The following is a 24174-nucleotide window of genomic DNA, read 5'->3' on the forward strand; positions in this document are numbered from 1 at the left end:
ATAGCGATCAGCCGGCTACAGGCCCGTTCGTCCACATCAGACGTCCATTCTTAGTCAGGTAGCGACCTTCTGCGCCGGTCGTAGGTGCTGGCTCGTGTCCGAAGGATCCTCCTCCGACTACATGCCGGGCCCCAGCGATCCTGGGTGCAGAGTCTGAGCCGTCACTGACGCCTTCGGGTTCGCGGAAGAGGATGCGCTGGTCGCGACGGCGCCTGTGGCGTCTCGAAGGATCGCGAGGCGACTGCCTCCCATCTGCGCAATTGGTCCATCACGGACAAGTCGCACCGCGCCTCCGCGGAGTCAACCCGTGACCCGATGCGTGGCAGTTATTCATATCGATATAGATCGTCGCTTAACTGTCCTGGCAAGCCGATGTTGACCCTTGACGGGGGGCTTCTGCCACAGTCTAATTTGGTGCACATAGGGGAGGCCGACTTGCGGGAGAGTTCCAGTTCGCCGTTCCGACGTCCATGCGTCGGCTCGCGCGGCAGTCGGGATCCCGAACAAAGCCAACGACATCCGCTGCCCGATAAGGGCGGCAGGTCTGCGCTCCCGCCCGCTGGAGATCGACCCTTCGGAAGGAATCGGAGATGAGTATGAGTTCCTTGAGTCGGCGGGATTTACTGCGTCGAGTGGGAGGCACCTTCATTGCCGGCGCAGGCATCGCCTTGTTTCCGGCCGGGTTCGCATCGGCATCGCCCAGGACCGGCCTGACATCGACGCCCGGCAGTACATCCGGCGGACCGGCGTATCCGGGAGACCCCGGTTTTGTCGCCAGGACGCCGGCGGAACTGGGTGCCGCTAAGGCCAGTTGGGAAACGCCGGAGTATGGCTACTACACCGGCCACAATCCTGCCAACCCTGGCACAGCGATCGACTCCCCCTGGCAGCTCGTCGCGGTAAACGCGTCCACCGCCTACGCCCTTGGGTACCGCGGGCAGGGCGTCGCGCTGGGCATGATGGATTCGGGCTACCGGCCTACCCACGAAGGATTCCAGACCGGTCTGATCGTTCCGGTGAGAGCGGAGGGGTTCTACGGAACGTCCGGCTTCGGGTACCGGAACTCAGCAACCCCGTCGAACCCGTTTACTGCGGGACAGCGGTTCACTGTGGCCGGCGACCAGGCGCGAACGAGTGACTACAGTCACGGGACCGGCATGCTTGGCGTCACCTCTGGCATTCGCGATGGAAAAGAGCAGCACGGCATCGCCTTTGGCTCGACGATGTATGTCGCCATGACCGGCGGTTCCGACACCCAGTCCCACGGCCCCTTCCACGACTACGTGTACTGGCGTACGGCCAACAAGGCCCTGGTTGACGCAGGCGCCCAGGTCATCAACAGCAGTTGGGGCTCTTATGTCCAGACTCTTGACAGGAGCCGCTTCGACGGCCTGGGTAACGACCTTGGGGTCAATGGCAACCTCGCCAACGCTTACCAACTGCGCGGCAAGGACAGCGCCAGCGCCACGGCGATGGCGATCATCATCCCCAACGAGCATCTGAAGGACCTGGAGTACCAGTACTTCCTCTTCAAGAAGAGCTATTCGAAAGACGGTATTCAATACAACCCGAACCACCCCGGACGCTCCTTCATGGATGCCATCTGGGACGCTATCAAGGATAGCGGCACCGTCAACGTGAGGTCGGCCGGGAACAACGACTGGAGCAACCCGTACTTCCGCCCGGCGTACCCCTTCTTCAATCCCGCGGCGGAGGCGCAGTGGGTATGCGTCGGCGGGGTGCAGCCTCCCACTGCGGCCGACCCCGAATACACGAAGCAATTCGGGTACAACGAGGCGGGGCTCGCCAAATGGTGGACCGTGTCCACTCCGTCGAACAGTGTTCGGACCACGAACAGCGGTGGCGACACCAACTATTCGAACTCGAGCGGAACGTCTCCGGCGACGCCCGTTGCGACAGCGGTGATGGGGGTTCTGCTCTCCCGCTATCCGAACATGGACGCCAAGCAGGTCCGTGATCTGATGTTCACCACGGCGAACAACAAGATGTCCGATGGTGTGCGGTTCCTCGGCACGGGTCAGACCTCCCCCTCCGGGGCATCCATCGCCTGGACCGCTCCCGACGGGGTTCCGGACGCGCGCTGGGGCTGGGGCATCCCCGATCTGGACAAGGGCATGTATGGCCCCGGCCAGTTCCTGGGCCCCATGACCTACAACATGGACAAGGCTCCCCTGGACGTGTGGTCGAACGACATCAGCCAGGTCGCGATCAAGGAAAGGGAGCGGGAGGATCGGGAGTGGCTGGCGGCCTACAAGAAACAGGGCATCGCCTTCGCCGGTGAATTCAGCCCCAACGTACTGAGCCCGGATGGAAAGCTCAGCGAAAACGCCTTCATGCTTCAGGGCATTCTGGCTGATCCTTACGTCCAAGCCATCACCAACGGCCACCCGGAACTGTACGACAAGATCAGCTATGAGGACGCCACCAAGTGGCGTAAGGAATGGATGGACGCGCGCGCGGCCTTCATTCGGAACAACATCGACAACAAGCTCTACACGGCGTCTTTGACCAAGCAGGGCTCCGGGATGCTGATCATGTCGGGCCACGCCACCTACGAGGGCGGCACGACGGTGGAAGGCGGCAAGCTTTCGATCGCTGGCTCGCACGCAAGCTCGGTCGCCGTCAAGGGCGGCACGCTCGGCGGCAGCGGTTTCGTGGGAGGCAGCATCCGCGTCAACAGCGGCGTGTTGCAGCCCGGCCTGTCGGCCGCGGAAGCGGCGTCCGCATTGTCCGTCAGTCTCACCGACGTTCCGCAGGGCAACGTCCTGAAGGTCGGCGGCGACGTGACCATCAGCCGAGCGGGTCGCCTCGCCATCACCATTTCCGGCGACCGCGAGTACACGAGCGTGCGGGCCACGGGTGCCCTGGTGCTGGACGGCGAACTCACCCTGGACGTCCGCGCGCCCATCACCCCGGGCACGGTACTGACGATCATGAGCGGGGCCTCGATCAAGGGCAACTTCCACTCGATGCCGGAACGGCGGGTCCTGAACGTGGACGGCCACATGTTCCGGGTGTCCTACAAGGGCGGCGCCATGACGCTGACCGCCGAGCGGACGCTGCCGGGGGCACGGTCCGGCAACGCCTGACCACACGTGGCCTGGTCAGCCAGGCTCAGGTTCGCCTGAGCCTGGCTGGCCAGGCCCTTGCCCGAGCAGAAATCACGACCGCGGTGGACATCCTCGCCTGGTTGATCCACCTACCCGACCGCAGGCGACGCCCCACGCCCGCATTGCCCAACGATGCCCAGGTGTGACGAAACGATTCGCCACACGTCCACGCACGTCACACTCGCTATCCCCAAGATCAGGCCGTGCGGTCAACGTCGTGCCGCGCACCAGCGCGCAGGCCGTTTGGTCCCCACCTGGTCCCCGGGACGTTCACACGCTCGATGACCGCAGCGCATGGTTTGGGAGGCAGCGTAGCCTCGGTCCTCGTGAGTTGGTTGCCTGCGGACTTCGTCCACCCCCTGTACGTGCCCGTACCCAACACTGCGCTTCACCTGCGGCCGATCCGGGAGGCGGACACCGCGCTCGACTACCCCGCAGTAATGGGCTCCCGAGAGCGCTTGTGGGAGATCTTCGGCCCGGCCTGGGCTTGGCCGAAGGAGACGATGACCAATGACGAGGACCGCATCGACTTGCTGCGGCACGAGAAGGAGATAGCCGCGCACCAGTCGTTCAACTACGCGCTGCTGGACGAGGAGGAGACGGCGATCTTCGGCTGCGTCTACATCGATCCACCCGAGCGCACCGGCTCCGACGGGGAGATTTCCTGGTGGGTGGTGAACGACCTCGTCGGCAGCGAGGCGGAGCGAGCCCTCGACGCTCTGGTGCCAGGGTGGATCGCCGCCGACTGGCCCTTCCAACAGCCCCGTTACCTGGGCCGCGACATCACCTGGCAGGACTGGCTGGCGCTGCCGCGCGCTTCGTGACACGTCCGGGGCGGTGCAGACGTAGCCGCGGACTAGGCAGTCGCGGCCGGGGCATACTCGGGCTCGCGATCGTCGCTCGCATCCGTGGCGATGTCGCGGTCCGCTGTGGAACGCCGTACCACCAGCGCCAGCCCGGCGAGGACGGTCGCGGCTGCGGCCAGCTCCGTCGGGCCGACGGGCTCGTCGAGCAGCAGCCACGCCGCGCTGAGCCCGAAGACCGGCACCAGGAGGCTGAACGGCGCCACTCTCGCGATCGAGTACTGGGCGATCAGCCGGTTCCAGATACCGAAGCCGACGAGGGTCGACACGTACGCGACGTACGCCACGGCTAGCAGCCCGCGCCACGACAGACCGGTGATCGCATCCAGCACCGCGTGTCCGCCGTCGACAACGCCGGCCAGGCCGAGCAGCGGCAACGGCGGCACCAGGCTCGACCAGACCAGCAGCGAGAGCGGTCGCGTCTCGTCGCTGGCCCGCATTACCAGGTTTGCCAGGGCCCAACTGGCCGCCGCGAACAGCGTCAGCACGAAGCCGATCACGGAGGCGTGGCCGCCGCTGTGGATCGCCAGCAAGCCGATCCCGACCGATCCGACCAGCACGCCGGCCACCTGCGCCCGCGCCGGCCGCTCGCCCAGCACCGCCGCCGCCAGCAGCACCGACATCAGGGCCTGCGCCTGCAGCACCAGCGAGGCCAGACCGGCCGACATGCCAGCCGCGAGCGCCGTGAACAGCGCGCCGAACTTCAGGACGCCGAGCACCAGCCCGTAGGCGACCACGTAGCGGAGCCGGGCGCTGGGGCGCGGCACCAGGAAGACCAGCGGCACCGCCGCCGCGACGAAGCGCAGCGCGGTCAGCACGAGCGGCGGCAGGTCGCGCAGCCCCAGCTCGATGGCGACGAAGTTGACGCCCCAGATAGCGGCGACGAGCAGGGCGAGAAGTCGGTGTGATGCTTTCATGCCGGCTACGCTGCCCGAGGCAACGCTTAAGGACCAGTTCAACGTTCTTCATTGCTGCTGTAGCGTGGCTACATGAATCTTGACGTGCGCCGGCTCCGCGTGCTGCACGAGGTCGCGCTGCGCGGCAGCGTCACCGCCGCCGCCGCGGCGCTGCACGTCACTCCGTCGGCGGTCTCCCAGCAGCTCGTCCAGCTGTCCCGAGAGGCCGGGCACGAGCTTGTCGAGCGGGCCGGGCGCGGGATCGTCCTCACCCCGGCCGGCCAGGTTCTGGCCAGCCACGCGAAGGACGTGCTGGGCGCGGTGGAGCAGGCGGTGGCCGGACTCGCCGCGCTCCGCCACGGCGTCAGCGGTACGGTGCGGGTCGGCGCGTTCGCGTCCGCAGCCGGCGCGCTGGTGGCTCCCTCCGCCGCCCGCCTGCGGGCGAAGCACCCGGAGCTGGACGTGCGGGTGATCGAGGCCGAAGACCAGCAGAGCCGCCTCGACCTGCGCTCCGGCACCCTCGATGTGGCGGTGCTGCAGGAGTACGACCACGTGCCCGCGCCGCTGGTCGACGACCTGGACCGGCATCCGGTCGCCACCGACCCGATGCACCTGATCACCCCGGTCCGGTGGCGTCGTCACACCGGCCGGCTGACCGAGCTGAGCGACGTGCCATGGATCGCCAGCGCCGAGCACACGCCGTGCCTCCGGTCCACATTGCACGCTTGCCGGCTCGCCGGCTTCGAGCCGGACATCCGGCACCGTGCCGTCGACTTCGCGCTCACGCTGGACCTCGTCGCGGCCGGGCTGGGCGCCGCGCTGGTGCCGGAGCTGGCGCTGCGCCACGTGCCACTCGGGGTGCACGTGGAGCCACTGGTCGAGCCGGTCACCGAGCGACGCATCTTCGCAGTCACTCGCGCCCTCGGCGGCACGCCGCAACGGCCCGCGGTGGACGCCCTCCTGGCGGAGCTAAGCGGCTCGGCCCACCATCGCGCACGACGCGTGGTCCCCTCCTGGTCCCCGGTCGCACAGGTCGGCCGCGAGCCGCGCGCGGTGCCCGGCGATCGCCCCGCCGTAGACTCCAGGAGCTGACCGCCGTTGATCCTCGGCTCCCGTCCCATCGGGCGCGGAGCGGGCACGCCCAGCTGCCCTCGGGTCGCCCGGCATCGCTGGCTGTCATGCGGTACGCGCCTCTCGGATCACTGATCTCCTGCCCGCCGTCAATCCGGCTGGCTGGGCAGTGGAATACAGGTGCTTTCGCCGGTTCTCAGGAACCAGCGCACCTGACCGGGTTCTGGCATGGGCAACGGGTCACCGAACGAGTGGACCTCCAGCTCCGCGAGCTGCCCGCTGGCAAGGAAGAGCAAGATGCCTCCGAACCACTGCCCTTCTTGATCGGGAAACTGCCCTTGTACGCGTACCGGAGTCTGTGCCGGTGAGGCGGGAAGGTTTTCGCCTTGTGGAAAGAGATGGACGGTTCCGCATCCACACCCGCAGCCCGGGCGGGCCATGACGTCTCGCGCTTGCACGCGGAGTTCTTCAGCACCTGCGACGTTGTGGCGGAGAAGTGCTTCCAGGACACCGGCCTCGTTCGTGCTCAGGTGTCGTAGTGGTGGATCTGGCTCTGTCACGGCAGAAACTCTAAGCGCGGTTGGCCGAAGCGCCTTGGAGCCCATCTCTGTCGTCGGTCCCCCGGACCATCCAGTCGATCGACCGGGTGCCAGTGGCTCCCGGCGGCAAGCCCGACAAGCGCGCCCTGTCGCAGCCCTGGGCTGGAACAGCTACGTGACGCGGTAGGCGGTGTAGCGCACCAGGTCGGCCTCACGGATCGCCGACGCCACGAAGACCGACTGCTCCAGGACGGCCAGCGCGGGCATCGACGTCTCCAGTCGTACGCCCAGGCGGAAGTAGTACTCGGACGGGTCGACGGCGTCGCCGCGCAGCAACGCCTCGAGGATCTCCGGGCGGCCGCTGCGGACACCGAACGTCCGCAGGTAGACGTGACCGCCGTCGGCGGTACGCGCCGAGTAGCGCGTGTCGATCTCGATCGCGCCGTCGGGGCGGACCACCTGCCAGTCGGCGCCGCCGGGCAGGATGTCGGCCTCGAAGAGACCGGTGACCCGGCCGCCGACAACAGGCACCACGCGACGGTGACCGGCACGGGTCATCCCGTGGTCCTGCAGCGCGCCCAGCCGCACCTCCACCTCGAACGCGGCCTCCAGCCCGGGAACCGGCGGGGCAGCCACGGCGTCCCGACCGGCGGCTCGGCGCGTACTCATGGAGTGTCCTTGGCGTGCGCGAGGGCGTCGCGGAGGCGTTCCAGCGCGGGCACCGCGGCGGCGAGGGCCGCGCGGTCCGCCGCCGGCAGGGTCGCCGCGGCGCGGGCGACCAGGTCTCCGCTCGCGAGGTCGAAGCGGTCGAACAGGTCGAGGGCCTTCGCTGTGGCGAGGACGTCGACGTGGCGGTGGTTGCCGGGACGGGGGCGACGCTCGACGAGACCGTTGCCCTCCATCGCGGTGAGCAGGTTGCTGACCGTGGATCGGCTCAGGCGCAGCCGCTCGGCCAGCTCACCGGGGCCGGCCACGGTGCCCCTGGGCAGGGCCCGCACGATCTCGATCTGCGCGTCCGGGATCTCCGGCAGGTGCTCGGCGGCCCGGGCTGCGGCGAGCAGCGTGCGGCGCAGCGGTGAGATCACCGACGCCAGTCGCACCGCGTCCAGTTCGGTCGGCTCCGGGCCGGTCACGGCAGGACGCCCGGGAAGGCCGTCGGCGTCAGGGAGGCCCGTTCGTTGAGGTCGGCGGGTAGGAAACCGGCCGCCTTCTTGTAGCCGGTGGCGATAGCGGTGAGCTCCTCCGGCGGGATGACGTCGTGGATGTGCATGAACCCGTCCGGCGCGCGCTCGTGGGCGAGCACCATCACCTGTTCCGGGCCCTGCCGCCGGTTGCTCAGCACGAGCGCGGTGGTCGCGGGCCGCCGGTCCGCCTCGTAGGCGTCGAGCGCCGCCCGGACCGTCGGCGCGGTGGCGAGGTGGAAGGCGAGGGTACGTGCGTCCAGGATCGCCTGCGACGCCCCGTTGGAACCGTTCGGATACATCGGGTGGGCCGCGTCGCCGAGCAGCGTGGTGTTGCCGTGGGTCCACGTGTCGATCGGATCGCGGTCCACCATGGGGTATTCGAGGATCTCGTCGGCGGCGGCCAGCAGTTCCGGCACGTTGAGCCACGCGAAACGCCAGTCCGCGAAGAGCGAGACGACCGGCGCGGGGTCGACCGTCCGGTTCCAGTCCGCGTTGGGCCCTGCGAAACCGGGCCCGCGCCGCTCGGCGACGACGTTGATCAGGCCGGCGCCGATCGGGTACGCCACGAACTTCTGTTCCGCGTCCCCGGCCATGATCATGGTCCGCCCGTCCAGGAATCCGGGTGCCCGTGCCGTCCCCCGCCACAGTGTCAGCCCGTTCCACAGTGGCTCCCCCTCGCCGGGTCGATGGTGGCGGCGCAGCGCGGAGTGGATGCCGTCCGCTCCGACGATCAGGTCGCCGGCGACGCTCACCTCCCCCGCCGTCGTCTCGAAGTGCGCGACGCCGTCGCGGACGCCGATGAGCCGGTGCCCGGTGCGCACCGCGTCGGCGCCCAGCCGTTCCCGCACCACGGCGAGCAGTTCCATCTGGAACCGGCCGCGGTGCACGGAAAGCTGCGGCCAGCGATATCCGGCGTCCAGTCCGCGTGGCTCGCTCCAGATCTGCTGACCGTAGCGGTTGTAGTAGGCAAGCGTGCCGGGTGCGGCGCCCAGCCTTTCCATGCGTTCCCCGAGACCCAATTCGGTCAGCTCACGGACGGCGTGCGGGAGTAGATTGATTCCGACGCCGAGTGGGCGCAGCGCGGCGGCGCGCTCGTAGACGGTGATCTCACGGAAGCCGGCCCGGTGCAGGCTGAGCGCGGTGGTGAGGCCACCGATACCAGCGCCCACGATCACGATTGCCACGTCGTCGCCCTCTCCGCCCCGCGCCACCAACCGCACAGTTTGGTCACAAAATCGTCGGCCGTCAAGACGTGTTCTCAATCGCCATCGGACCACTCGCACCGCTATGCGATTCGCCCTTTGGGAATTCTTGACAATCAATCGCTTCTGCATGACGCTGATCGACGCGGTCGGATGCTTTCGGCACTCCGTCGACCCCACTCCTCAGGCTGCACAAGCGCTGCGCACGGAAGGGCCCGTCCATGAAGAAGGTCACTGCCCTCGCTGTTCTCGCCGGCGTCGTGATCGCCCTGACCGGCTGCACGGATTCCGATGCCACCGATCCGTCCCCCGCTGCGAGCGGCGACCTGCGGAAGGTCCGCGTGGCGGCGCTGCCGATCAGCGAGACGGCCGCGCTGTGGGGCGGCATCAAGGCGGGCATCTTCCGGGAGCAGGGGCTCGACGTGGAGGTGGTGCCCGCACAGGGCGGCGCCCAGGCCATCCCGGCCATGATCAACGGCGACATCGACTTCGCCATCGGCCAGCCGTTCGGCCCGTTCCGCGCCGATCTGCAGAACCTCGGCGTGGTGATCATCGGGAACTACGCGTCGTCCTACGCCGACGGCGACGACATCAACGCCGTGGTGGCGTCCGCGAAGTCCGGTATCACCCGGCCGGCCCAGCTCGCCGGACGCAAGGTGTCGGTGAACAGCCTGGGCGCCGCCGGCGACGTCACGATCATGGCAGCGGTCGAGAAGGACGGCGGCGATCCCACCAAGGTCAAATTCGTCGAGGTGGCCTTCCCGGACGCACCGGCCCAGCTCGCCGCCGGCAACATCGACGCCGCCTGGGTGACCGAGCCGTTCATCACCCAGATGCGTAAGCGCGGTGACGTTCTCGTGGTCGCTCCATACCAGGCCACCGTTCCCGGACTCACCACCCTGACCACGATCACGTCGAGCAAGCTGAAGGACTCCGACGCCACGCTTGTGGCGGACTTCTCGTCGGCGATGAAGAAGACGCTCACCTGGGCCAACGACCCGGCCAACCAGGCCGGCCTGCGGCAGGCCATCAAGGACAACCTCGAACTGCCGGATGCGGTAGCGGACTCCGTCCGGCTCCCGGCGTTCGGGTGGGAAATCGACCGGGCCGGCCTGGAGCAACTGGCGACGCTCGCTCAGAAGTACCGCGTACTCGACCGGCAGCCCGACTTCGACCGTCTCGTCCAGCAGCAGTAGCCGACCGATGCGCAAGATCCTGCTGGGCGCCGCCGGCCTGCTGGGGTTCCTCGCCGTCTGGCAACTGCTCCCGGCTCTGGGGCTGGTCGACCGGCACGACCTGCCGTACGCCACCGACGTGTTCGGACGGCTGTTCCACGAGGTCCGCGACCTGGCGTTCTGGCGGCGGCTCCGGCTCACCATGACGTCGTGGGCGATCGGCCTGACGGTGGCGACGCTCGCCGCGGTCGGGTTGGGGACGGTGGTCGGACTGGTGCCGTTCCTGCGTCGCGCCACGCACACGACAGTCGAGTTCCTGCGGCCGGTGCCGTCGGTCGCGCTGATCCCCCTCGCCGTGCTGATGTTCGGCCTGCAGATGCGCGCCGCACTCGTCATCATCGTCTACGCGGCGTTCTGGCAGGTGTTCGTGCAGGTGATCTACGGTGTCGCCGACGTCGACACGGTCGCCCGGGACACCGCGCGGAGCTTCGGCCTCACCCGCTACGAACGGCTGCGGTATCTCGTCCTTCCGACCGCTCTGCCGTACCTGATGACCGGCCTGCGCCTCGCCGCGACGGTCGCGCTCATCCTGGCCGTCACCGCGGAGATGGTGATCGGCAACCCCGGCCTCGGACGCATGATCGAGCTGTCGCGCTCCGCCGGGGACGCCGTCGGCCTGTACGCCCTCGTCGTGGTCACCGGGCTCCTCGGCGTGGTGGTGAACGTCGTGTTCCGCTTCGCCGAACGCCGCTCGTTGGCCTGGCACCAGTCGGTGCTCGCGGACGAGGCAACCCGGTGACCGCCCTCGGTGCGGGCAGGACCGCCCCTCGCGGCCTCGGCGTCCGGGTCGCCGAGGACGTCCTGTACGCGGTCGGGCTTCCCGTCCTGGCCGTGGGGCTCTGGGCCGTCTGGTCCACCCGGTCGGCCAACCGGTTCCTCGTCGGCCCCCGCCCGCTCCTCGACGCGTTCCGGCAGACCTGGATCGGCCCGGCGTTCGTCGACGACGTGCTGCCGAGCGTGTACCGGCTGCTGGCCGGCCTGTTCGCGTCGGTCGTGCTCGGCGTCGCCGCCGGCGTCCTCATCGGCCGGTCCCGCCCGCTACGCGAGATCCTCGAACCGCTGCTGGAGTTCTTCCGCGCGATTCCGCCACCGGTGCTGATTCCGGTCGCGATGCTCCTGCTCGGCATCACCGACACCATGAAGGTCGTCGTCATCGTGTCCGGCGCGATCTGGCCGATCCTGCTGAACACGATCGAGGGCGTCCGGGCGACCGACAGCGTGATGCTGGAGACCGCCGACTCGTACCGGATCTCCCGATGGGAACGGGTGTGGCTGCTGATCCTCCCGGCGGCGAGTCCGCGCATCATGACCGGCGTACGGCAGGCACTCTCGGTGGCCCTGATCCTCATGGTCATCTCGGAGATGTTCGCGTCCTCGGCCGGCCTCGGCTACCGGATCGCCTACTTCCAGCGCAACTACCTCATCGCCGAGATGTGGAGCGGCATCCTCCTGCTCGGCCTCATCGGCGTCCTTCTCGCCGTGGCCTTCGGCGTCGTCGAACGCCGCGTCCTGCGCTGGTACCACGGAATGAAGGAGGTCACCCGTGCCTGACGCAAGCCCGCTGCTGCGGGTCGAGCACCTGCGGAAGGTCTACGCCTCCGGCCGGGGCGAGGTCGAGGCGATCGGGGATCTCAGTTTCACCATGATGCCCGGCGAACTGCTGTGCGTCGTCGGCCCGTCGGGCTGCGGAAAGACCACCCTCCTGAAATGCCTCGCCGGACTGCTCCGGCCCACCAGCGGCCTCGTCGAGATGGAGGGATCCGCGGTGACGGGCCCCAGCCCGGCGATGGCAGTGGTGTTCCAGGAGTACGGCCGCAGCCTCTATCCCTGGCTGACGGTCCGGGGCAATGTGGAGCTTCCCCTTCGACACAAGAAGCTCTCCCGCGCCGAACGCGACCGGAGGGTCGCCGACGCCCTCGACGCGGTCGGACTGCCGCAGTCGGCGCGCAGCCATCCGTGGCAGCTCTCCGGCGGGATGCAGCAACGGGTGGCCATCGCGCGCGCCATCGCGTACCGGCCCGAAGTGCTGATCATGGATGAGCCGTTCGCGGCGGTGGACGCGCAGACCCGCGCGGACCTGGAGGACCTCGTACGCGACCTGCACCTGAACCGCGGTATCTCCACTGTCTTCGTGACGCACGACATCGACGAGTCCGTGTATCTGGGCCAGCGCGTGCTCGTCCTGTCCCACTCGCCGACCCGGGTGCAGGAAGACCTCGTGATCGACCTCCCGCGGGAACGCGATCAGCTCACCACCCGGGCGCTGCCCCGGTTCACCGAGCTGCGGACCCACGTCTACGCGCAGATCCAGCGGGCCAAGCGTGCGCCGGCCTCGGCGACCGGTGGTCGTAACTCGCGCACGCTGCAGGGATGACGCTGCTGGTCCCGCAACCCCCCTACGGCCCCGCCGGCCGATAACCATTTCGCTCTCGAAGCCGACGCGGCGCGTGCCGCCGGGATCGACGCAGCGGTGGTCGACGGCGACGCGCTGACCCCCGCTGGACCCGGCTGATCCTCGCCGCCTACGCCCAGCTCCGCCTGGCCCGCGACGAAGACCACGGACCCCCGTCCGCGCCGAACAGGTTAAAGATCAATTTAGTTCCCTCATGGCGTGGTCTCGGCCCGCTGCCGGGTCCGACTGTGCTCTGCCGCCAGGAGGTCCAGCAGTCCGGGAAAGCGGGCGTCGATGTCGGCGCGTCGCAGCCTGATGCCCTTCCGGTTGCCGTAGTTGAAATCCCGGATCAGGCCGCTGGCACGCAGGGTCTTGAAGTGGTACGTCGACGTCTGCTTGGAGACGGGCAGGCCGAAGGATTGGCAGGTCCGCTCGGGGTCGCTCCGGTCGGCGGCGAGCTCGGCGATGACCCGCCGACGGTGAGGATCAGCCAGCGCCTGGAGGATCGAACCCAGATCCAGGTCTGCTGTCGCAGGGTGTGTCGTCTCCATCACGTGGCCTTTCCTGAGGTACGACTTGCATCGTACCTCAGCTCCGTGCTCTTCTTTGGTACGAAATATCTCGTACCTAGGAGGAGTGTCAATCGTGGTTTCACCCAGGCCGACCAAGGCGAACTTGGTCCTGCCCGTTGTCCTGCTGGCAATTTTCGTGATGCCGATCAGCATCGCTGGCACCGCCCTGACTCTCACCGCAGTCGCGGAGGACCTGGGGGATTCGCCCGCAGGGCTGCAGTGGGTCGTCAACGGCTTCAACCTCTCGGTGACGATTGGGACGCTCGCGTGGGGGGCGGTCGCCGGGCGGCTCGGCTACCGGCGGGTCTTCGCCGTCGGCAACGCCGTCATGGTCGCCGGTTCCGTGCTGAGCTTCACCGCCCCGAACCTGCTGATCTTGGACATCGGTCGCGTGCTGGCGGGTGTCGGCGCCGCGGCGATCGTCACCGGAGGGTCGGCACTGATCTCGCACGCCTTCACGGGCAAGGCCCGAGCCCGGGCGTTCGCGCTGCTCGGTACGACCATCGGCGTCGGGTTGGCGGCCGCTCCCACCATCGCGGGCCTCCTGGTTTCCGCGGTCGGCTGGCGTGGCATCTTCGCCCTCCTCGGTGGCGTCTCGTTGCTGATGCTGTTGGCCACAGGGTTCCTGCCCACGTCGGAGACGGTCAAGGAGCCGGGCAGGGTGAAGATTCTGGACTTCTCGCCGCTGCGGAGCCGTGCCTTCACGGCCGCCATGCTCGTTCCAGTCGCCGGGTCCGTCGCCTACGTAGCCGTGCTGACCTACCTGCCGGTGGCGCTGAGCGCCGTCCGTGGCATGGACGCCCGGCAGGCGGGGCTGTACATGCTCTTCCTCACGCTGCCGGTGTTGGTCGCCCCAATGCTGGCCACCTCCCTCATCCATCGGGTATCCGGGATCACGCCGGCCCGGATCATCCGGGCATCGCTGGCCCTGCTCGTCGCTGGCGACCTGCTCATGCTGCTTTTCACGCCGACGATGCCGTTGGCGGTGCTGATCGTGCCGATGCTGCTGCTCGGCTTCGGCTGGGGGCTGCCGGTGGGTCTCATCGATGGTGAGGCTCTCGCCGCCGTCCGACCGGCGGCCGCCGGTGCCGCCGCCGGGGTGTTGAACTTCGCGCGATTGGGCAGCGAGACGCTCGCCGTCGCCGGGTTCGCGGCCGCGCTGAGCAGCCTGCTGGTCGGCGCGACAGGCGATACCGCTCTCGCCTACAGCGCAGCGGCCGGAGGTCCCGGTGCCGCTGCCCCCTACGCGGACACCTTCCGGCTTCTAATGGTGATCTTGGCGGTGGTGACCACCGCGATCTCGGTGTGGGTGATGCTGCTGCAGCGCGCGCAGCACCGTGCCACCTCTCGTATCGACGAATTGGCGGTGGAACAGGCATGAACAAGCGCATCGGATTTCTGAGCTTCGGCCATTACGGACGAATCCCGGGCACCAGCACACCGACCGCGCGGGATGCTCTCACGCAGACCGTGGAGCTGGCCGTCGCCGCCGAGGAACTCGGCATCGACGGCGCCTGGATCCGCGTTCACCACTTCCAGCAGCAGTTCGCGAGTCCGTGGCCGCTGCTCGCGGCGATGGGCGCGCGCACACGGCGCATCGAACTCGGCACCGGCGTCATCGACATGCGCTACGAGAACCCGCTCGCGATGGCGGAGCAGTCCGCTGCGGCGGATCTGATCAGCGGCGGCCGGCTCCAGCTCGGCATCAGCCGGGGATCGCAGGAACCCGCCCTGCGCGGGTACGAATCTTTCGGGCACTTCGCGCCGGAGGGCGGCACGGACGCCGACCTGGCCCGGGAGCACGCGGCCCGCTACCGGACCGCGATCGGCGGAGGCCCGGTCGCCTTCACCGATCCGAATGCTACCGGCGTCCGAGCCGGACTCACCGTCCAACCGCACTCGGAAGGTTTGAGCCAACGGATCTGGTGGGGCTCATCCACCCGCTCCAGTGCCCGATGGGCTGGCGAACAGGGAATGAACCTGATGAGCAGCACCCTGCTGTCCGAGGACACCGGCATTCCGTTCGCCGAAGCCCAGGCAAAACAAATCGACGTCTTTCGCAGCGCTTGGCGGCATGCGGGACACACTGGTGAGCCTCGGGTCTCCGTAGCCCGCTCGGTCCTGCCCATCACCACCGAGCGCGACCGTCAGATATTCGGCGCCGACATGGTCCACAGTGCCCAGGAACAGGTGGGTGTGCTCGGCGGTGCTGTTTCACGATTCGGCAAGAGCTTCATCGGCGAACCCGACAGAATCGCCCAGGAGTTGAGCGACGACGCAGCCGTGCGGGCTGCCGACACGCTGCTGCTCACGATCCCCAACCAACTCGGAGTCGACGAAAACCTGCGACTACTCACCACCATCGCCCAGACCATCGCTCCGGCCATCGGATGGCAGCCCCCTACCAAGTGACCTGAGCTCCACCCCAGTCCAAAGGCCGTCTCCGCTAGTCGGAGACGGCCTTTTCGATTTTGCTCGGCAGTGGATCCGGCCCGAGGTCGCCAGTCAAACCCCAGTTGTTCTCGGCGGCCCCCTCCGCGTCGCTGAGAGCGCCGCCGCTGTGCGGCCGTCTACTCGGCAACTCGATCGGTCCCGCCCCGTCTGGTCCAGCTCGCCCCGGTGGCTCCCACGCGTGGCTTCCAGAGTCAGTGCGCAACGGGCGGATCAACCTGACGGTGCCGGAGTCGCGATCACCAGGCCGCCGGGCACGGAAGGCAAACACCAGAACCAGAACGGTGGCCGCCGCGGCGGCGGCCCAGACAGTCAGCACTACCGGCTCCGCCACAGGGCTCTCCGCTGGTGGTGGCAGTACCACCATGTTGAGAGCCGCGCCGATGGGAGCAACGAGGGCCGCTAGAACTCCGATCAGCCCAGGACGCCGAATGGTGGCCCCCACCGCCCCGAGCGGCAATCCCAGCACCAGGCTTGCGACCAACCAGAATGGCGTCTGACCCCACCCGAAGCCTTGGTGGAACGGGAACAGCATGGGCACGGCGTCGTAGACGATGGTGGCTTCGATGAGCGCGACGCATCCTGCCAGCGCCCCTGCGAGCACCCCAACCACCGGTCGGAGGCCCCCGCTCACCAGCCAACCAACGGCCACAGCCATCGCGGCCCATGCCCAACCGGAGTCGAGAATCAGGCTGGCGAACTCCGCAGTCTGCGACCAGGCGCTCCGGTCTGCACGGGCTCTGCCGCCCTCGCCGAGCAGGAGCGGCACACTGTTGACGACGGCCGCGGCGGCGCCCAACGCCGCACCGACAACCAGAGTGGTCGCCATCCCCCGAATCAATCGCACCCCATCACTGTAGGGATGCCGTCAGAGGCCATGCCGCCGGTCCGCGCCCACGTAAACCGCTCCTCCGCCTAAAGTCCATCTCTCGAAGATCCCCGCCGGAGGCATCGGCTCTAGGTACTCGGGTGCGGCTGCGAGTATCGGCCGGCGCGCCGGCCGATGCGGCGCTCGCGCCGCCAGCAGGCCGAGCGCGGCCGGCTTGCGGGCCGCCTCGATCCAGAAAGCGAACGATTCGGCAGCCATCCCGCCTGGACACTTGAGACTTGACCGTCGGTCAAGCAGCGCTAGGCACGCTTCAACTTGGCTGATCTTGGTCCCCAGAACGGCGAAGGGCCGACCCGATATCCGGATCAGCCCTTTGACCTGCGTCGGGACGGCCGGATTCGAACCGACGACCCCTTGACCCCCAGTCAAGTGCGCTACCAAGCTGCGCCACGTCCCGCCCTCGCAGGGTTTCCCCTGCGACAGCCGGTACAGCTTAGCGCAGCTGCTCCTGCCAGTCCGCACAGGCCCCACCCGGTCGTGTGCACCGCGAACCACCGCACAACCCCTAGAGCGTCCTAGGAGGGTGGGGTAGAGAGAAGCCGGGTGGGCCGATCACGGCCCACCCGGCTTATCGGAGGTGACAGGTCAGCCGTGCGCCTTGCCTCGGCCGCCGGGGCCGAGCTTCTTGCGCGGGCGGACGGAGATCTCGATGGGGCTGCCCTCGTACCCGAACTCCTCGCGGAGCTTGCGCTCGACGAAGCGCTGGTATCCGGCGTCGAGCGGCCCGGTGGTGAAGAGGACGAACCGCGGCGGCGCAACGCCCGCCTGGGTGGCGAACAGGATGCGCGGCGCGCGCCCACCGCGCACCGGGTGCGGGGTGGCCTGCACCAGGGCGGTCAGCCACTGGTTGAGCTGGGCGGTCGGCACCCGGGTTTCCCAGCTGGCCAGGGCCTTGTTGAGGGCCGGGGCCAGCTTGTCCACGGCGCGGCCGGTCATCGCGGACAGGTTCAGCCGGATCGCCCAGGGGATGCGGCGCAGCTCCCGGTCGATCTCCTTGTCCAGGTAGTAGCGGCGGTCCGCGTCGACCAGGTCCCACTTGTTGAACGCGATGACAAGGGCCCGGCCGGCCTCGGTCACCATCGTCAGGATTCGCTGGTCCTGCTCGCTGATCGGCTCGCTGGCGTCGAGCAGCACCACTGCCACCTCGGCGGCCTCGATCGCGCCTGCGGTGCGCAGGCTGGCGTAGTACTCGGTGCCGCTGGCCTTGCCGACCCGCTTGCGCAGACCGGCGGTGTCGACAAGCTGCCACGTCTGACCGCCGATGTCGACAAGGCTGTCGACCGGGTCCACAGTGGTGCCGGCGACCGAGTCGACGACAGCCCGTTCCTCACCGGAGAACCGGTTGAGCAGGCTGGACTTGCCGACGTTGGGTCGGCCGACAAGCGCGACCCGGCGTGGCCCGCGCGGACGGTTCTCGACGATCGCCGGGGCCTCCGGCAGCGCCGCGAGGATGGCGTCCAGCAGGTCGCCGGAGCCGCGCCCGTGCAGGGCGGACACCGGGAACGGCTCGCCGAGGCCGAGCGACCACAGCGAGGTGGCCTCCATCTCGATGGAGGTGTTGTCTGCCTTGTTCGCCACCAGGATCACCGGCTTGGCGCTGCGCCGCAGCATCTTCACCGCGGCCTCGTCCACGTCGGTGGAGCCGACCATGGCGTCGACCACGAAGAGCACCACGTCGGCGGTGAGCACCGCCGTCTCGGCCTGCGCCGCGATGGCCGCCGCGCGGTCCTTCGCGTCCGGTTCCCAGCCGCCGGTGTCCACCACCGTGAACGACCTGCCGTTCCACTGCGCGTCGTACGGGACCCGGTCCCGGGTCACCCCGGGCACGTCCTCGACGACCGCCTGCCGGCGGCCGATGATCCGGTTGACCAGTGTGGACTTGCCGACGTTGGGGCGGCCGACCACGGCCACCACCGGCTGCGGGCCGCTCGGTTCCTCGACGGCGAGGTCGGGCTCGCGCAACTCCACCCAGCCGCCACCATCGCTGCTCATGCCACACCCCGCTCGGTGAGCAGGTCACGCAGTCGCGCGACGACCTCGTCGATGCCCAGCTCGGTGGTGTCCAGCACGACGGCGTCCGGCGCCTGGGCGAGCGGGTTCACCTTGCGGGTCGAGTCGAGCCGGTCCCGGCGGGCCAGGTCGGCGGCCGTGGCCGCCACGTCGGCGGCGTCCTCGGCGCTGCGCCGGGCTGCGCGGGCCGCCTCGGAGGCGGTCAGGAAGACCTTCAGGTCAGCGTCCGGCGCCACGACCGAGCCGATGTCCCGGCCCTCGACCACCATCCGACCAGCGTCGGCGATCATCTCGCGTTGGCGGGCGACCAGCAGCTCGCGGACCGCCGGCACGGCGGCGACGGCGGAGACCGCCCCGGTCACCTCCGGGCCCCTGATGTCGGCGTCCACGCCCACCCCGTCGATGGTCACGGCGTACCCCTGCGGGTGGGTGCCGATGCGCAGGTTGACCTCGCCGGCGACCTTCGCCACCGACGCGGCGTCGGCGAGATCCACGCCGGAGCGCAGCACGGCCCACGTGATCGCCCGGTACATCGCCCCGGTGTCCAGGTAGCGCGCACCGATGCTCGCGGCGAGCCGCCGCGACACGGTGGACTTACCCGAACCGGACGGCCCGTCCACAGCGACCACACATCGCCCGGCCCGTACGTTTTTCTCCACCGTGTCCTCCTCAGCCCGTACCTCACGGATCGCCCGGTGATCTGGCGCCGCAAGCGGTTGTCAATCGTCATCAATCATGCCCGGGTGCGCTAACGAACCCCCGCGCGACGCCGCCGGAGGCGACCCACGCCACCCGGGCGGCCGCGTTCCGGCCATCGGTGGAGCCTACCGGCTGCCGTACCCCGAACTCCGGGGTCAGTCACCCACCGCGTTGAACAGGGCGGCGACCTCCGCGTTGGTCAACCGTCGGATCCGCCCCGTGCGCAGGTCACCCAACCGGATGGGACCGATCGAGGTACGCACCAGCCGGGTGACCGGGTGACCGACCTCCTCCATCAACCGCCGGACGATGTGCTTGCGGCCCTCGTGCAGGCTCAGCTCCACCTGGGCGGATTTGCCCAGGGTGTCCACCACCCTGAACGAGTCGACAGTGACGGGTCCGTCCTCCAGCTCGACGCCGGCCAGCAGCCGCTTGCTCAGGTTGCGCGGGATCGGCCCGACCACCTCGGCCAGGTAGGTCTTCAGCACCTGGTACGAGGGGTGCATGAGCTTGTGCGCGAGGGTGCCGTCGTTGGTGAGCAGCAGCAGGCCCTCGCTGTCCGCGTCGAGCCGCCCGACGTGGTAGACCCGCTGCTCCAGCCGGGCGCCGATGAAGTCGGACAGCTCGTTGCGTCCCTTTTCGTCCGCCATGGTGGTGACCACCCCGCGCGGCTTGTTCATCGCCACGTAGACCAGGCGGACGTCGACCTGGAGGCGCTCGCCGTCCACGTGGATCACCGCGGTGGCCGGGTCGACCTTGTCGCCGAGCTTGGCGACCCGCCCGTCCACCGTGACCCGGCGCCGGAAGATCAGGTCCTCGCAGGCACGCCGGGAACCCACGCCGGCGGCGGCGAGCACCTTCTGCAGGCGCTCGGCACCCTCGTAGACGGGGGCGTCGGGTTTCGGGGAACGGTTATCGGGTCGCATCGGCAAGCTCTTCTACGTCGTCGGGCAGGAAAGGGGCGAGCGGTGGCAGTTCGTCGACGGTGTTCAGCCCGAGCTTCTCCAGGAACAGCGTGGTCGTCCGGTAGAGGAACGCCCCGCTGTCCGTTTCGGTGCCGCACTCCTCGACCAGGCCGCGGGTCACAAGCGTACGGATGACTCCGTCGCAGTTGACACCACGGATGGCTGAGATGCGCGACCGCGTCACCGGCTGCTTGTACGCGACGACGGCGAGGGTTTCCAACGCCGCCTGGGTCAGCCGGACGGACTGCCCCTCCAACACGAACCGCTCGACGTACGTAGCGTATTCCGGCCGGGTGTACAGCCGCCAACCGCCGGCCGCCCGGCGCAGCTCGAACCCGTGCCCGGCCGCCGTGTAGCCGGCGGCGATCTCGTCGAGCACCGGCCCGATCCGCTCGGCCGGCTGCTCCAGCACCTGGGCCAGGACCAGCTCGCTGACCGGCTCGTCGACCACCAGCAGGATCGCCTCCAGCGCGCCGCGCAGCTCACCGTCGGACAGCTCCGGCGCGGGCTCCGGCGCGGCCGTCACCCGCCGCCGCCCTCCAACCGCCCGAGGGGGTACGCCGGCGCGCCCCGCCTCTCCAGCCTCGCCGGTCGCGTCTGCCCCTCGGGTCTCCCCCGCGGTCGTGGAAGGTTCCGGCCCTCGCGGGGGCGGTTCGCTTCCAGGATCCTCAGGGGTCAGCGGCGGGACGGTGGCGACCATGGGCCCGGCCTGGTCGCTGTCGCGTTCGTCGGCGGCCTCTCCGGTCGAGGCGCCCGCTACGTCGGCCGGGACGGCCACGGCGGCCGCCTGGGTAGAGGCGACCTCTTCGTCGTCGGCCGAGACGGTCTCGGCGGCCTCGTCGTCGGCCGAGGCGACGTCGGCTGCCCCGGCCGGTGCGGCGGCGGACGGGGCGGGAGTGGTGGGGTCGGGCTGGCGGGGGCGTTCCCACGGGGGGACCCAGGCGGCAGCCTGGTCGGCAAGCGAGTCCCGGCGTTCCTCGTCACTCATCCCGCTCATCCTCCGTCGTTCCCGTCCCGGCCGGCCCCCCGGCCGGCTCCGGCCCGACGGGCTCCGACCCCGCCGGCTCCGGTTGTGGCGCTCCGGCCGGCTCCGGGTCGGCAGGGGTGCCTGCGTACTCGTCGACGTGCAGCTCGGTGTCACCCTCGGCCGGGCCGGTCCAGCGCACTGTCAGCTCCTCCAGGGCCTGCTCCTGCACGAAGGCCACCAGACCCTCCCGGTACAGCTCCAGCAGCGCGAGGAACCGGGCCACCACCTCCAGGGTGGCCTCGCAGTCGGCGCAGAGCAGCGAGAACGTGGCCGTGCCGGCGCGGCGCAGGCGGTTGGCGAGGATCGCCGCGTGCTCCCGGACACTGACCCGGACCATGTGCACGTGGGCGATGGAGACCTCCGGCACCGGCTTCGGGGTCATCGCCTTCACGGCCAGCTTCAACAGCCGCTGCGGGCCGATGCCGAGCACCAGGTCGGGAAGGGCCTCGGCGTACCGGGGTTCCAGGCTGACCGCACGTGGATAGCGGCGACCGCCGACCGCCTCCAGCTCGGCGATGTGCGCGGCCGCCTCCTTGTACGCCTTGTACTGCAACAGGCGGGCGAAGAGCAGGTCCCGTGCCTCCAGCAGGGCGAGGTCCTCCTCGTCCTCCACGTCGGCGGCGGGCAGCAGCCGGGCGGCCTTCAGGTCGAGCAGGGTCGCGGCGATCAGCAGGAACTCGCTGGCCTCGTCGAGGTCCCAGTCGTCGCCCATGGCCCGGATGTACGCGATGAACTCGTCGGTGACCGTGTGCAGGGCCACCTCTGTCACGTCGAGCTTGTGCTTGCCGATCAGTTGCAGCAGCAGGTCGAACGGGCCGGTGAAGTTGGCCAGCCGCACCGTGAAACCGGCGGACGGTGCGCCGTCGACCACGGCCGGAGCAGCGGTCCCGGGCGGGTCGAGGGGTGGCGCGGTCACCGCACGACCGTAGTGCACGAGACGGACACCTGGCGTTCCGGCTACCGCTCCGACTGGGCGGCGATCACCTCGCGGGCCAGCTGACGGTAGTTGCGTGCCCCGGAGGACGCCGGGTCCATCGTCGTGATGGGGGCGCCGGCCACGGTGGACTCGGGGAACTTCACCGTCTTGGTGATGACCGTCTGGTAGACCTTGTCGCCGAACGCCTCCACCACCCGCTGCAACACCTGGCGGCAGTGGGTGGTGCGGCTGTCGTACATGGTGGCGAGGATGCCTTCGAGTTCCAGGTCGAAGTTGAGCCGCTCACGCACCTTGTCGATGGTGTCCAGCAGAAGCGCCACACCACGCAGGCTGAAGAACTCGCACTCGAGCGGGATGAGCACGCCGTGCGCGACGGTCAGCGCGTTGATCGCCAGCAGACCGAGGGACGGCTGGCAGTCGATCAGGATGTAGTCGTACTCCTTGCGGACCGAGCGCAGGACCCGGGCCAGGGCCATCTCCCGGGCGACCTCGTTGACGAGCTGGATCTCGGCGGCGGAGAGGTCGATGTTGGCAGGCAGCAGGTGCAGGCCCGCCACGTCGGTCTTGATGAGGACGTCCTCGGCTGTCACGTCGTCCTGCATGAGCAGGTTGTAGACGGACAGGTCGAGGTTGTGCGGGTTGACCCCCAGGCCCACCGACAGCGCGCCCTGCGGGTCGAAGTCGACGAGCAGCACCTTGCGGCCGTACTCGGCCAGGGCGGCGCCCAGGTTGATGGTGGTGGTCGTCTTGCCGACGCCACCCTTCTGGTTGGCCATCGCGATGATGCGCGCCGGGCCGTGCCGATCGGTGGGCATCGGCTCGGGGATGGGCTTGCGCATCGTGTAGGCAGCCGGATCCGCAGGACCCAGGTCCGCACCGAGCGTGGCCTGCTGCTCGCGGAGCTCCGACGTCCAGGTCTCGGCACGGTCACCGTTGCCAGCCATGTCCTCGTTGCCCCCTCCCGACGACCCACCCGGCGTCGGAGCCGTCCGACGTCCTTCGCGGCGCCGCTGCGCACCCCGGTCGTGTCGCTCCAGGAGGTCCGCGCCGATGCCGACTGTACGCCACCGACCAGCAGGGGGTTCGGCACCGGCCCGGCGTGTCGGGCCCGACCGCGACCGGTGCCCTCAGCCCCGGGCGCGCGGGTGGGCCGTGGCGTACACCTCGCGCAGCCGTTCGACGGTGACGAGCGTGTAGACCTGGGTGGTGGTGACCGAGGCGTGGCCGAGCAGTTCCTGGACCACCCGTACGTCGGCACCGCCGTCGAGCAGGTGGGTGGCGTACGAGTGGCGCAGGGTGTGCGGGGACACCGCGGCGGGTCCGTCGACCGGCAGTCCGGCGTGGGCGGCGGCCCGGCGCAGGATCATCCAGGCGCCCTGGCGCGACAGCGCGCCGCCCCGGGCGTTGAGGAACACCGCGGGGGTGCCCCGGCCCGCCGCGGCAAGCCCGGGGCGGGCCCGCACCAGGTAGGCGCGCACCGCCTCGACGGCGTACCCGCCGATCGGCACCAGCCGCACCCGGCCGCCCTTGCCGCGCAGCAGCACGGTGCCCTCGTCGACGTCCAGGTCGTCGACGGCGGCGCCCACCGCCTCGGAGATCCGCGCGCCGGTGCCGTACAGGAACTCCAGCAGCGCCCTGTCGCGCAGCGCGAGCGGCGCGTCGTCGCCTGTCGCGGTGACCGCGCCGGCGGCCTCCAGCAGCCGGACCACGTCGTCGACCGGCAGGGCGCGGGGCAGCCGACGCGGTGGGGTGGGTGGGCGCACGTCGCGGCTCGGGTCGACGCCGGTCAGTCCCTCGCGTAGCGCGAAGCGGTGCAGGCCGCGTACCGCGCTGGCGGCGCGGGCGGCGGAGGAGACCGCCAGCGGCGGGTGCTCGTCGTCGCCGGCGCGCAGCCGGGCCAGGTGCGATTCGACGACGCCGGCGCCGACCGACGCGAGGTCGGCGACGCCGGCGTCGGCGAGGGTCGCGAGGTAGCGGTCCAGGTCCCGGCGGTACGACGCCAGGGTGTTCGCGGACAGGCCGCGTTCGACGGTGAGGTGGTCGAGGTACGCGCGCACGGCGCGACGCAGCGCCGGCGCGGACCGCTCGTCCGCGCCGGCGCTGGCCGTGAT

Annotated in this window: 22 protein-coding genes and 1 tRNA gene; 9 read left to right on the top strand and 14 right to left on the bottom strand. The window is 69.6% G+C overall.

Annotation, left to right across the window (positions count from 1 at the left end):
- Positions 1 to 632: 632 nt before the first annotated feature.
- Together ACZ6N8_RS25270 and ACZ6N8_RS25275 are read left to right on the top strand one after the other, a co-directional pair.
- Complete coding sequence (locus ACZ6N8_RS25270) at positions 633 to 3110, top strand: S8 family serine peptidase (protein ID WP_466012995.1); 2478 nt, start codon at positions 633 to 635, stop codon at positions 3108 to 3110.
- 524 nt (positions 3111 to 3634) lie between these two features.
- Positions 3635 to 3955, top strand: coding sequence for a hypothetical protein (locus ACZ6N8_RS25275; protein WP_466012996.1), 321 nt, complete (start codon positions 3635 to 3637; stop codon positions 3953 to 3955).
- 32 nt (positions 3956 to 3987) lie between these two features.
- Here ACZ6N8_RS25275 and ACZ6N8_RS25280 read toward each other — a convergent pair whose 3' ends face one another.
- The gene (locus ACZ6N8_RS25280; RefSeq protein WP_466012997.1) at positions 3988 to 4911 is read right to left on the bottom strand and encodes an EamA family transporter; all 924 of its coding nucleotides are present in this window, start codon (positions 4909 to 4911) and stop codon (positions 3988 to 3990) included.
- 72 nt (positions 4912 to 4983) lie between these two features.
- Here ACZ6N8_RS25280 and ACZ6N8_RS25285 point away from each other — a divergent pair, with 72 nt between their 5' ends.
- Complete coding sequence (locus ACZ6N8_RS25285) at positions 4984 to 5982, top strand: LysR family transcriptional regulator (protein ID WP_466012998.1); 999 nt, start codon at positions 4984 to 4986, stop codon at positions 5980 to 5982.
- Between the two features lie 689 nt (positions 5983 to 6671).
- On the opposite strand, the gene ACZ6N8_RS25290 is transcribed toward ACZ6N8_RS25285, so the two are convergent.
- The 3 genes from ACZ6N8_RS25290 to ACZ6N8_RS25300 are packed head-to-tail and all read right to left on the bottom strand — an operon-like array spanning position 6672 to position 8868.
- Positions 6672 to 7169: a DUF3237 domain-containing protein gene (locus tag ACZ6N8_RS25290; RefSeq protein ID WP_466012999.1), complete on the bottom strand. Its 498-nt coding sequence runs from the start codon at positions 7167 to 7169 to the stop codon at positions 6672 to 6674.
- Positions 7166 to 7633: a MarR family winged helix-turn-helix transcriptional regulator gene (locus ACZ6N8_RS25295; protein WP_466013000.1), complete on the bottom strand. Its 468-nt coding sequence runs from the start codon at positions 7631 to 7633 to the stop codon at positions 7166 to 7168. Before ACZ6N8_RS25295 ends, ACZ6N8_RS25290 begins: the two co-directional genes overlap by 4 nt.
- Positions 7630 to 8868 (bottom strand): flavin-dependent oxidoreductase, encoded by a 1239-nt coding sequence (locus ACZ6N8_RS25300; RefSeq protein WP_466013001.1) that lies wholly within the window; start codon positions 8866 to 8868, stop codon positions 7630 to 7632. Before ACZ6N8_RS25300 ends, ACZ6N8_RS25295 begins: the two co-directional genes overlap by 4 nt.
- 239 nt (positions 8869 to 9107) lie before the next feature.
- Here ACZ6N8_RS25300 and ACZ6N8_RS25305 point away from each other — a divergent pair, with 239 nt between their 5' ends.
- The 4 genes from ACZ6N8_RS25305 to ACZ6N8_RS25320 are packed head-to-tail and all read left to right on the top strand — an operon-like array spanning position 9108 to position 12495.
- Positions 9108 to 10082, top strand: a complete 975-nt coding sequence (locus ACZ6N8_RS25305) for an ABC transporter substrate-binding protein (RefSeq protein WP_466013002.1) — start codon at positions 9108 to 9110, stop codon at positions 10080 to 10082.
- A gap of 7 nt (positions 10083 to 10089) precedes the next feature.
- The gene (locus tag ACZ6N8_RS25310; RefSeq protein WP_466013003.1) at positions 10090 to 10860 is read left to right on the top strand and encodes an ABC transporter permease; all 771 of its coding nucleotides are present in this window, start codon (positions 10090 to 10092) and stop codon (positions 10858 to 10860) included.
- Positions 10857 to 11672 carry an ABC transporter permease gene (locus ACZ6N8_RS25315; protein WP_466013004.1) on the top strand — a complete coding sequence of 272 codons (816 nt, stop codon included), beginning with the start codon at positions 10857 to 10859 and terminating at the stop codon, positions 11670 to 11672. The genes ACZ6N8_RS25310 and ACZ6N8_RS25315 overlap by 4 nt, the downstream gene beginning before the upstream one ends.
- Positions 11665 to 12495 carry an ABC transporter ATP-binding protein gene (locus ACZ6N8_RS25320; RefSeq protein WP_466013005.1) on the top strand — a complete coding sequence of 277 codons (831 nt, stop codon included), beginning with the start codon at positions 11665 to 11667 and terminating at the stop codon, positions 12493 to 12495. Before ACZ6N8_RS25315 ends, ACZ6N8_RS25320 begins: the two co-directional genes overlap by 8 nt.
- Before the next feature lie 230 nt (positions 12496 to 12725).
- Here ACZ6N8_RS25320 and ACZ6N8_RS25325 read toward each other — a convergent pair whose 3' ends face one another.
- Entirely contained in the window at positions 12726 to 13064 is a 339-nt protein-coding gene (locus ACZ6N8_RS25325) for an ArsR/SmtB family transcription factor (protein ID WP_466013006.1), read from the bottom strand.
- Between the two features lie 25 nt (positions 13065 to 13089).
- On the opposite strand from ACZ6N8_RS25325, the gene ACZ6N8_RS25330 reads away from it, so the two are divergent.
- Complete coding sequence (locus ACZ6N8_RS25330; RefSeq protein ID WP_466013007.1) at positions 13090 to 14466, top strand: MFS transporter; 1377 nt, start codon at positions 13090 to 13092, stop codon at positions 14464 to 14466.
- Positions 14463 to 15497, top strand: a complete 1035-nt coding sequence (locus ACZ6N8_RS25335; protein ID WP_466013008.1) for an LLM class flavin-dependent oxidoreductase — start codon at positions 14463 to 14465, stop codon at positions 15495 to 15497. The genes ACZ6N8_RS25330 and ACZ6N8_RS25335 overlap by 4 nt, the downstream gene beginning before the upstream one ends.
- 34 nt (positions 15498 to 15531) lie before the next feature.
- Here the strand turns inward: ACZ6N8_RS25335 and ACZ6N8_RS25340 are convergent, their stop codons facing one another.
- The 9 genes from ACZ6N8_RS25340 to ACZ6N8_RS25380 all read right to left on the bottom strand — a co-directional run bounded on the left by ACZ6N8_RS25340 (position 15532) and on the right by ACZ6N8_RS25380 (position 24174).
- On the bottom strand, positions 15532 to 16365 hold the full coding sequence (locus tag ACZ6N8_RS25340) for a hypothetical protein (protein ID WP_466013009.1): 834 nt from the start codon (positions 16363 to 16365) through the stop codon (positions 15532 to 15534).
- 383 nt (positions 16366 to 16748) lie between these two features.
- Positions 16749 to 16822 (bottom strand) — tRNA-Pro (locus ACZ6N8_RS25345).
- Between the two features lie 188 nt (positions 16823 to 17010).
- Positions 17011 to 18417 (bottom strand): ribosome biogenesis GTPase Der, encoded by a 1407-nt coding sequence (gene der / locus ACZ6N8_RS25350; protein WP_466013010.1) that lies wholly within the window; start codon positions 18415 to 18417, stop codon positions 17011 to 17013.
- Complete coding sequence (cmk, locus tag ACZ6N8_RS25355) at positions 18414 to 19094, bottom strand: (d)CMP kinase (protein ID WP_466013011.1); 681 nt, start codon at positions 19092 to 19094, stop codon at positions 18414 to 18416. The genes der and cmk overlap by 4 nt, the downstream gene beginning before the upstream one ends.
- Positions 19095 to 19289: 195 nt before the next feature.
- Positions 19290 to 20060 carry a pseudouridine synthase gene (locus tag ACZ6N8_RS25360; protein WP_387122930.1) on the bottom strand — a complete coding sequence of 257 codons (771 nt, stop codon included), beginning with the start codon at positions 20058 to 20060 and terminating at the stop codon, positions 19290 to 19292.
- Positions 20047 to 21087, bottom strand: a complete 1041-nt coding sequence (scpB, locus tag ACZ6N8_RS25365; protein WP_466013012.1) for an SMC-Scp complex subunit ScpB — start codon at positions 21085 to 21087, stop codon at positions 20047 to 20049. The genes ACZ6N8_RS25360 and scpB overlap by 14 nt, the downstream gene beginning before the upstream one ends.
- Positions 21080 to 22042 carry a segregation and condensation protein A gene (locus ACZ6N8_RS25370; RefSeq protein WP_466013013.1) on the bottom strand — a complete coding sequence of 321 codons (963 nt, stop codon included), beginning with the start codon at positions 22040 to 22042 and terminating at the stop codon, positions 21080 to 21082. Before ACZ6N8_RS25370 ends, scpB begins: the two co-directional genes overlap by 8 nt.
- A gap of 41 nt (positions 22043 to 22083) precedes the next feature.
- On the bottom strand, positions 22084 to 23007 hold the full coding sequence (locus ACZ6N8_RS25375) for a ParA family protein (protein ID WP_088990243.1): 924 nt from the start codon (positions 23005 to 23007) through the stop codon (positions 22084 to 22086).
- A 183-nt stretch (positions 23008 to 23190) separates the two neighbouring features.
- Entirely contained in the window at positions 23191 to 24174 is a 984-nt protein-coding gene (locus ACZ6N8_RS25380; protein ID WP_466013031.1) for a site-specific tyrosine recombinase XerD, read from the bottom strand.

Source organism: Micromonospora sp. NPDC047521, from assembly GCF_055587305.1.

What these genes read in the sequence shown, in the direction of transcription:
- scpB (WP_466013012.1), bottom strand. Translation starts at nt 21,087, where the DNA reads ATGAGTGACGAGGAACGCCGGGACTCGCTTGCCGACCAGGCTGCCGCC.
- der (WP_466013010.1), bottom strand. Translation starts at nt 18,417, where the DNA reads ATGAGCAGCGATGGTGGCGGCTGGGTGGAGTTGCGCGAGCCCGACCTC.
- ACZ6N8_RS25310 (WP_466013003.1), top strand. Translation starts at nt 10,090, where the DNA reads ATGCGCAAGATCCTGCTGGGCGCCGCCGGCCTGCTGGGGTTCCTCGCC.
- ACZ6N8_RS25325 (WP_466013006.1), bottom strand. Translation starts at nt 13,064, where the DNA reads ATGGAGACGACACACCCTGCGACAGCAGACCTGGATCTGGGTTCGATC.
- ACZ6N8_RS25360 (WP_387122930.1), bottom strand. Translation starts at nt 20,060, where the DNA reads ATGCGACCCGATAACCGTTCCCCGAAACCCGACGCCCCCGTCTACGAG.
- ACZ6N8_RS25280 (WP_466012997.1), bottom strand. Translation starts at nt 4,911, where the DNA reads ATGAAAGCATCACACCGACTTCTCGCCCTGCTCGTCGCCGCTATCTGG.
- ACZ6N8_RS25285 (WP_466012998.1), top strand. Translation starts at nt 4,984, where the DNA reads ATGAATCTTGACGTGCGCCGGCTCCGCGTGCTGCACGAGGTCGCGCTG.
- ACZ6N8_RS25375 (WP_088990243.1), bottom strand. Translation starts at nt 23,007, where the DNA reads ATGGCTGGCAACGGTGACCGTGCCGAGACCTGGACGTCGGAGCTCCGC.
- ACZ6N8_RS25290 (WP_466012999.1), bottom strand. Translation starts at nt 7,169, where the DNA reads ATGAGTACGCGCCGAGCCGCCGGTCGGGACGCCGTGGCTGCCCCGCCG.
- ACZ6N8_RS25340 (WP_466013009.1), bottom strand. Translation starts at nt 16,365, where the DNA reads ATGGCGACCACTCTGGTTGTCGGTGCGGCGTTGGGCGCCGCCGCGGCC.
- ACZ6N8_RS25335 (WP_466013008.1), top strand. Translation starts at nt 14,463, where the DNA reads ATGAACAAGCGCATCGGATTTCTGAGCTTCGGCCATTACGGACGAATC.
- ACZ6N8_RS25305 (WP_466013002.1), top strand. Translation starts at nt 9,108, where the DNA reads ATGAAGAAGGTCACTGCCCTCGCTGTTCTCGCCGGCGTCGTGATCGCC.
- ACZ6N8_RS25275 (WP_466012996.1), top strand. Translation starts at nt 3,635, where the DNA reads ATGACCAATGACGAGGACCGCATCGACTTGCTGCGGCACGAGAAGGAG.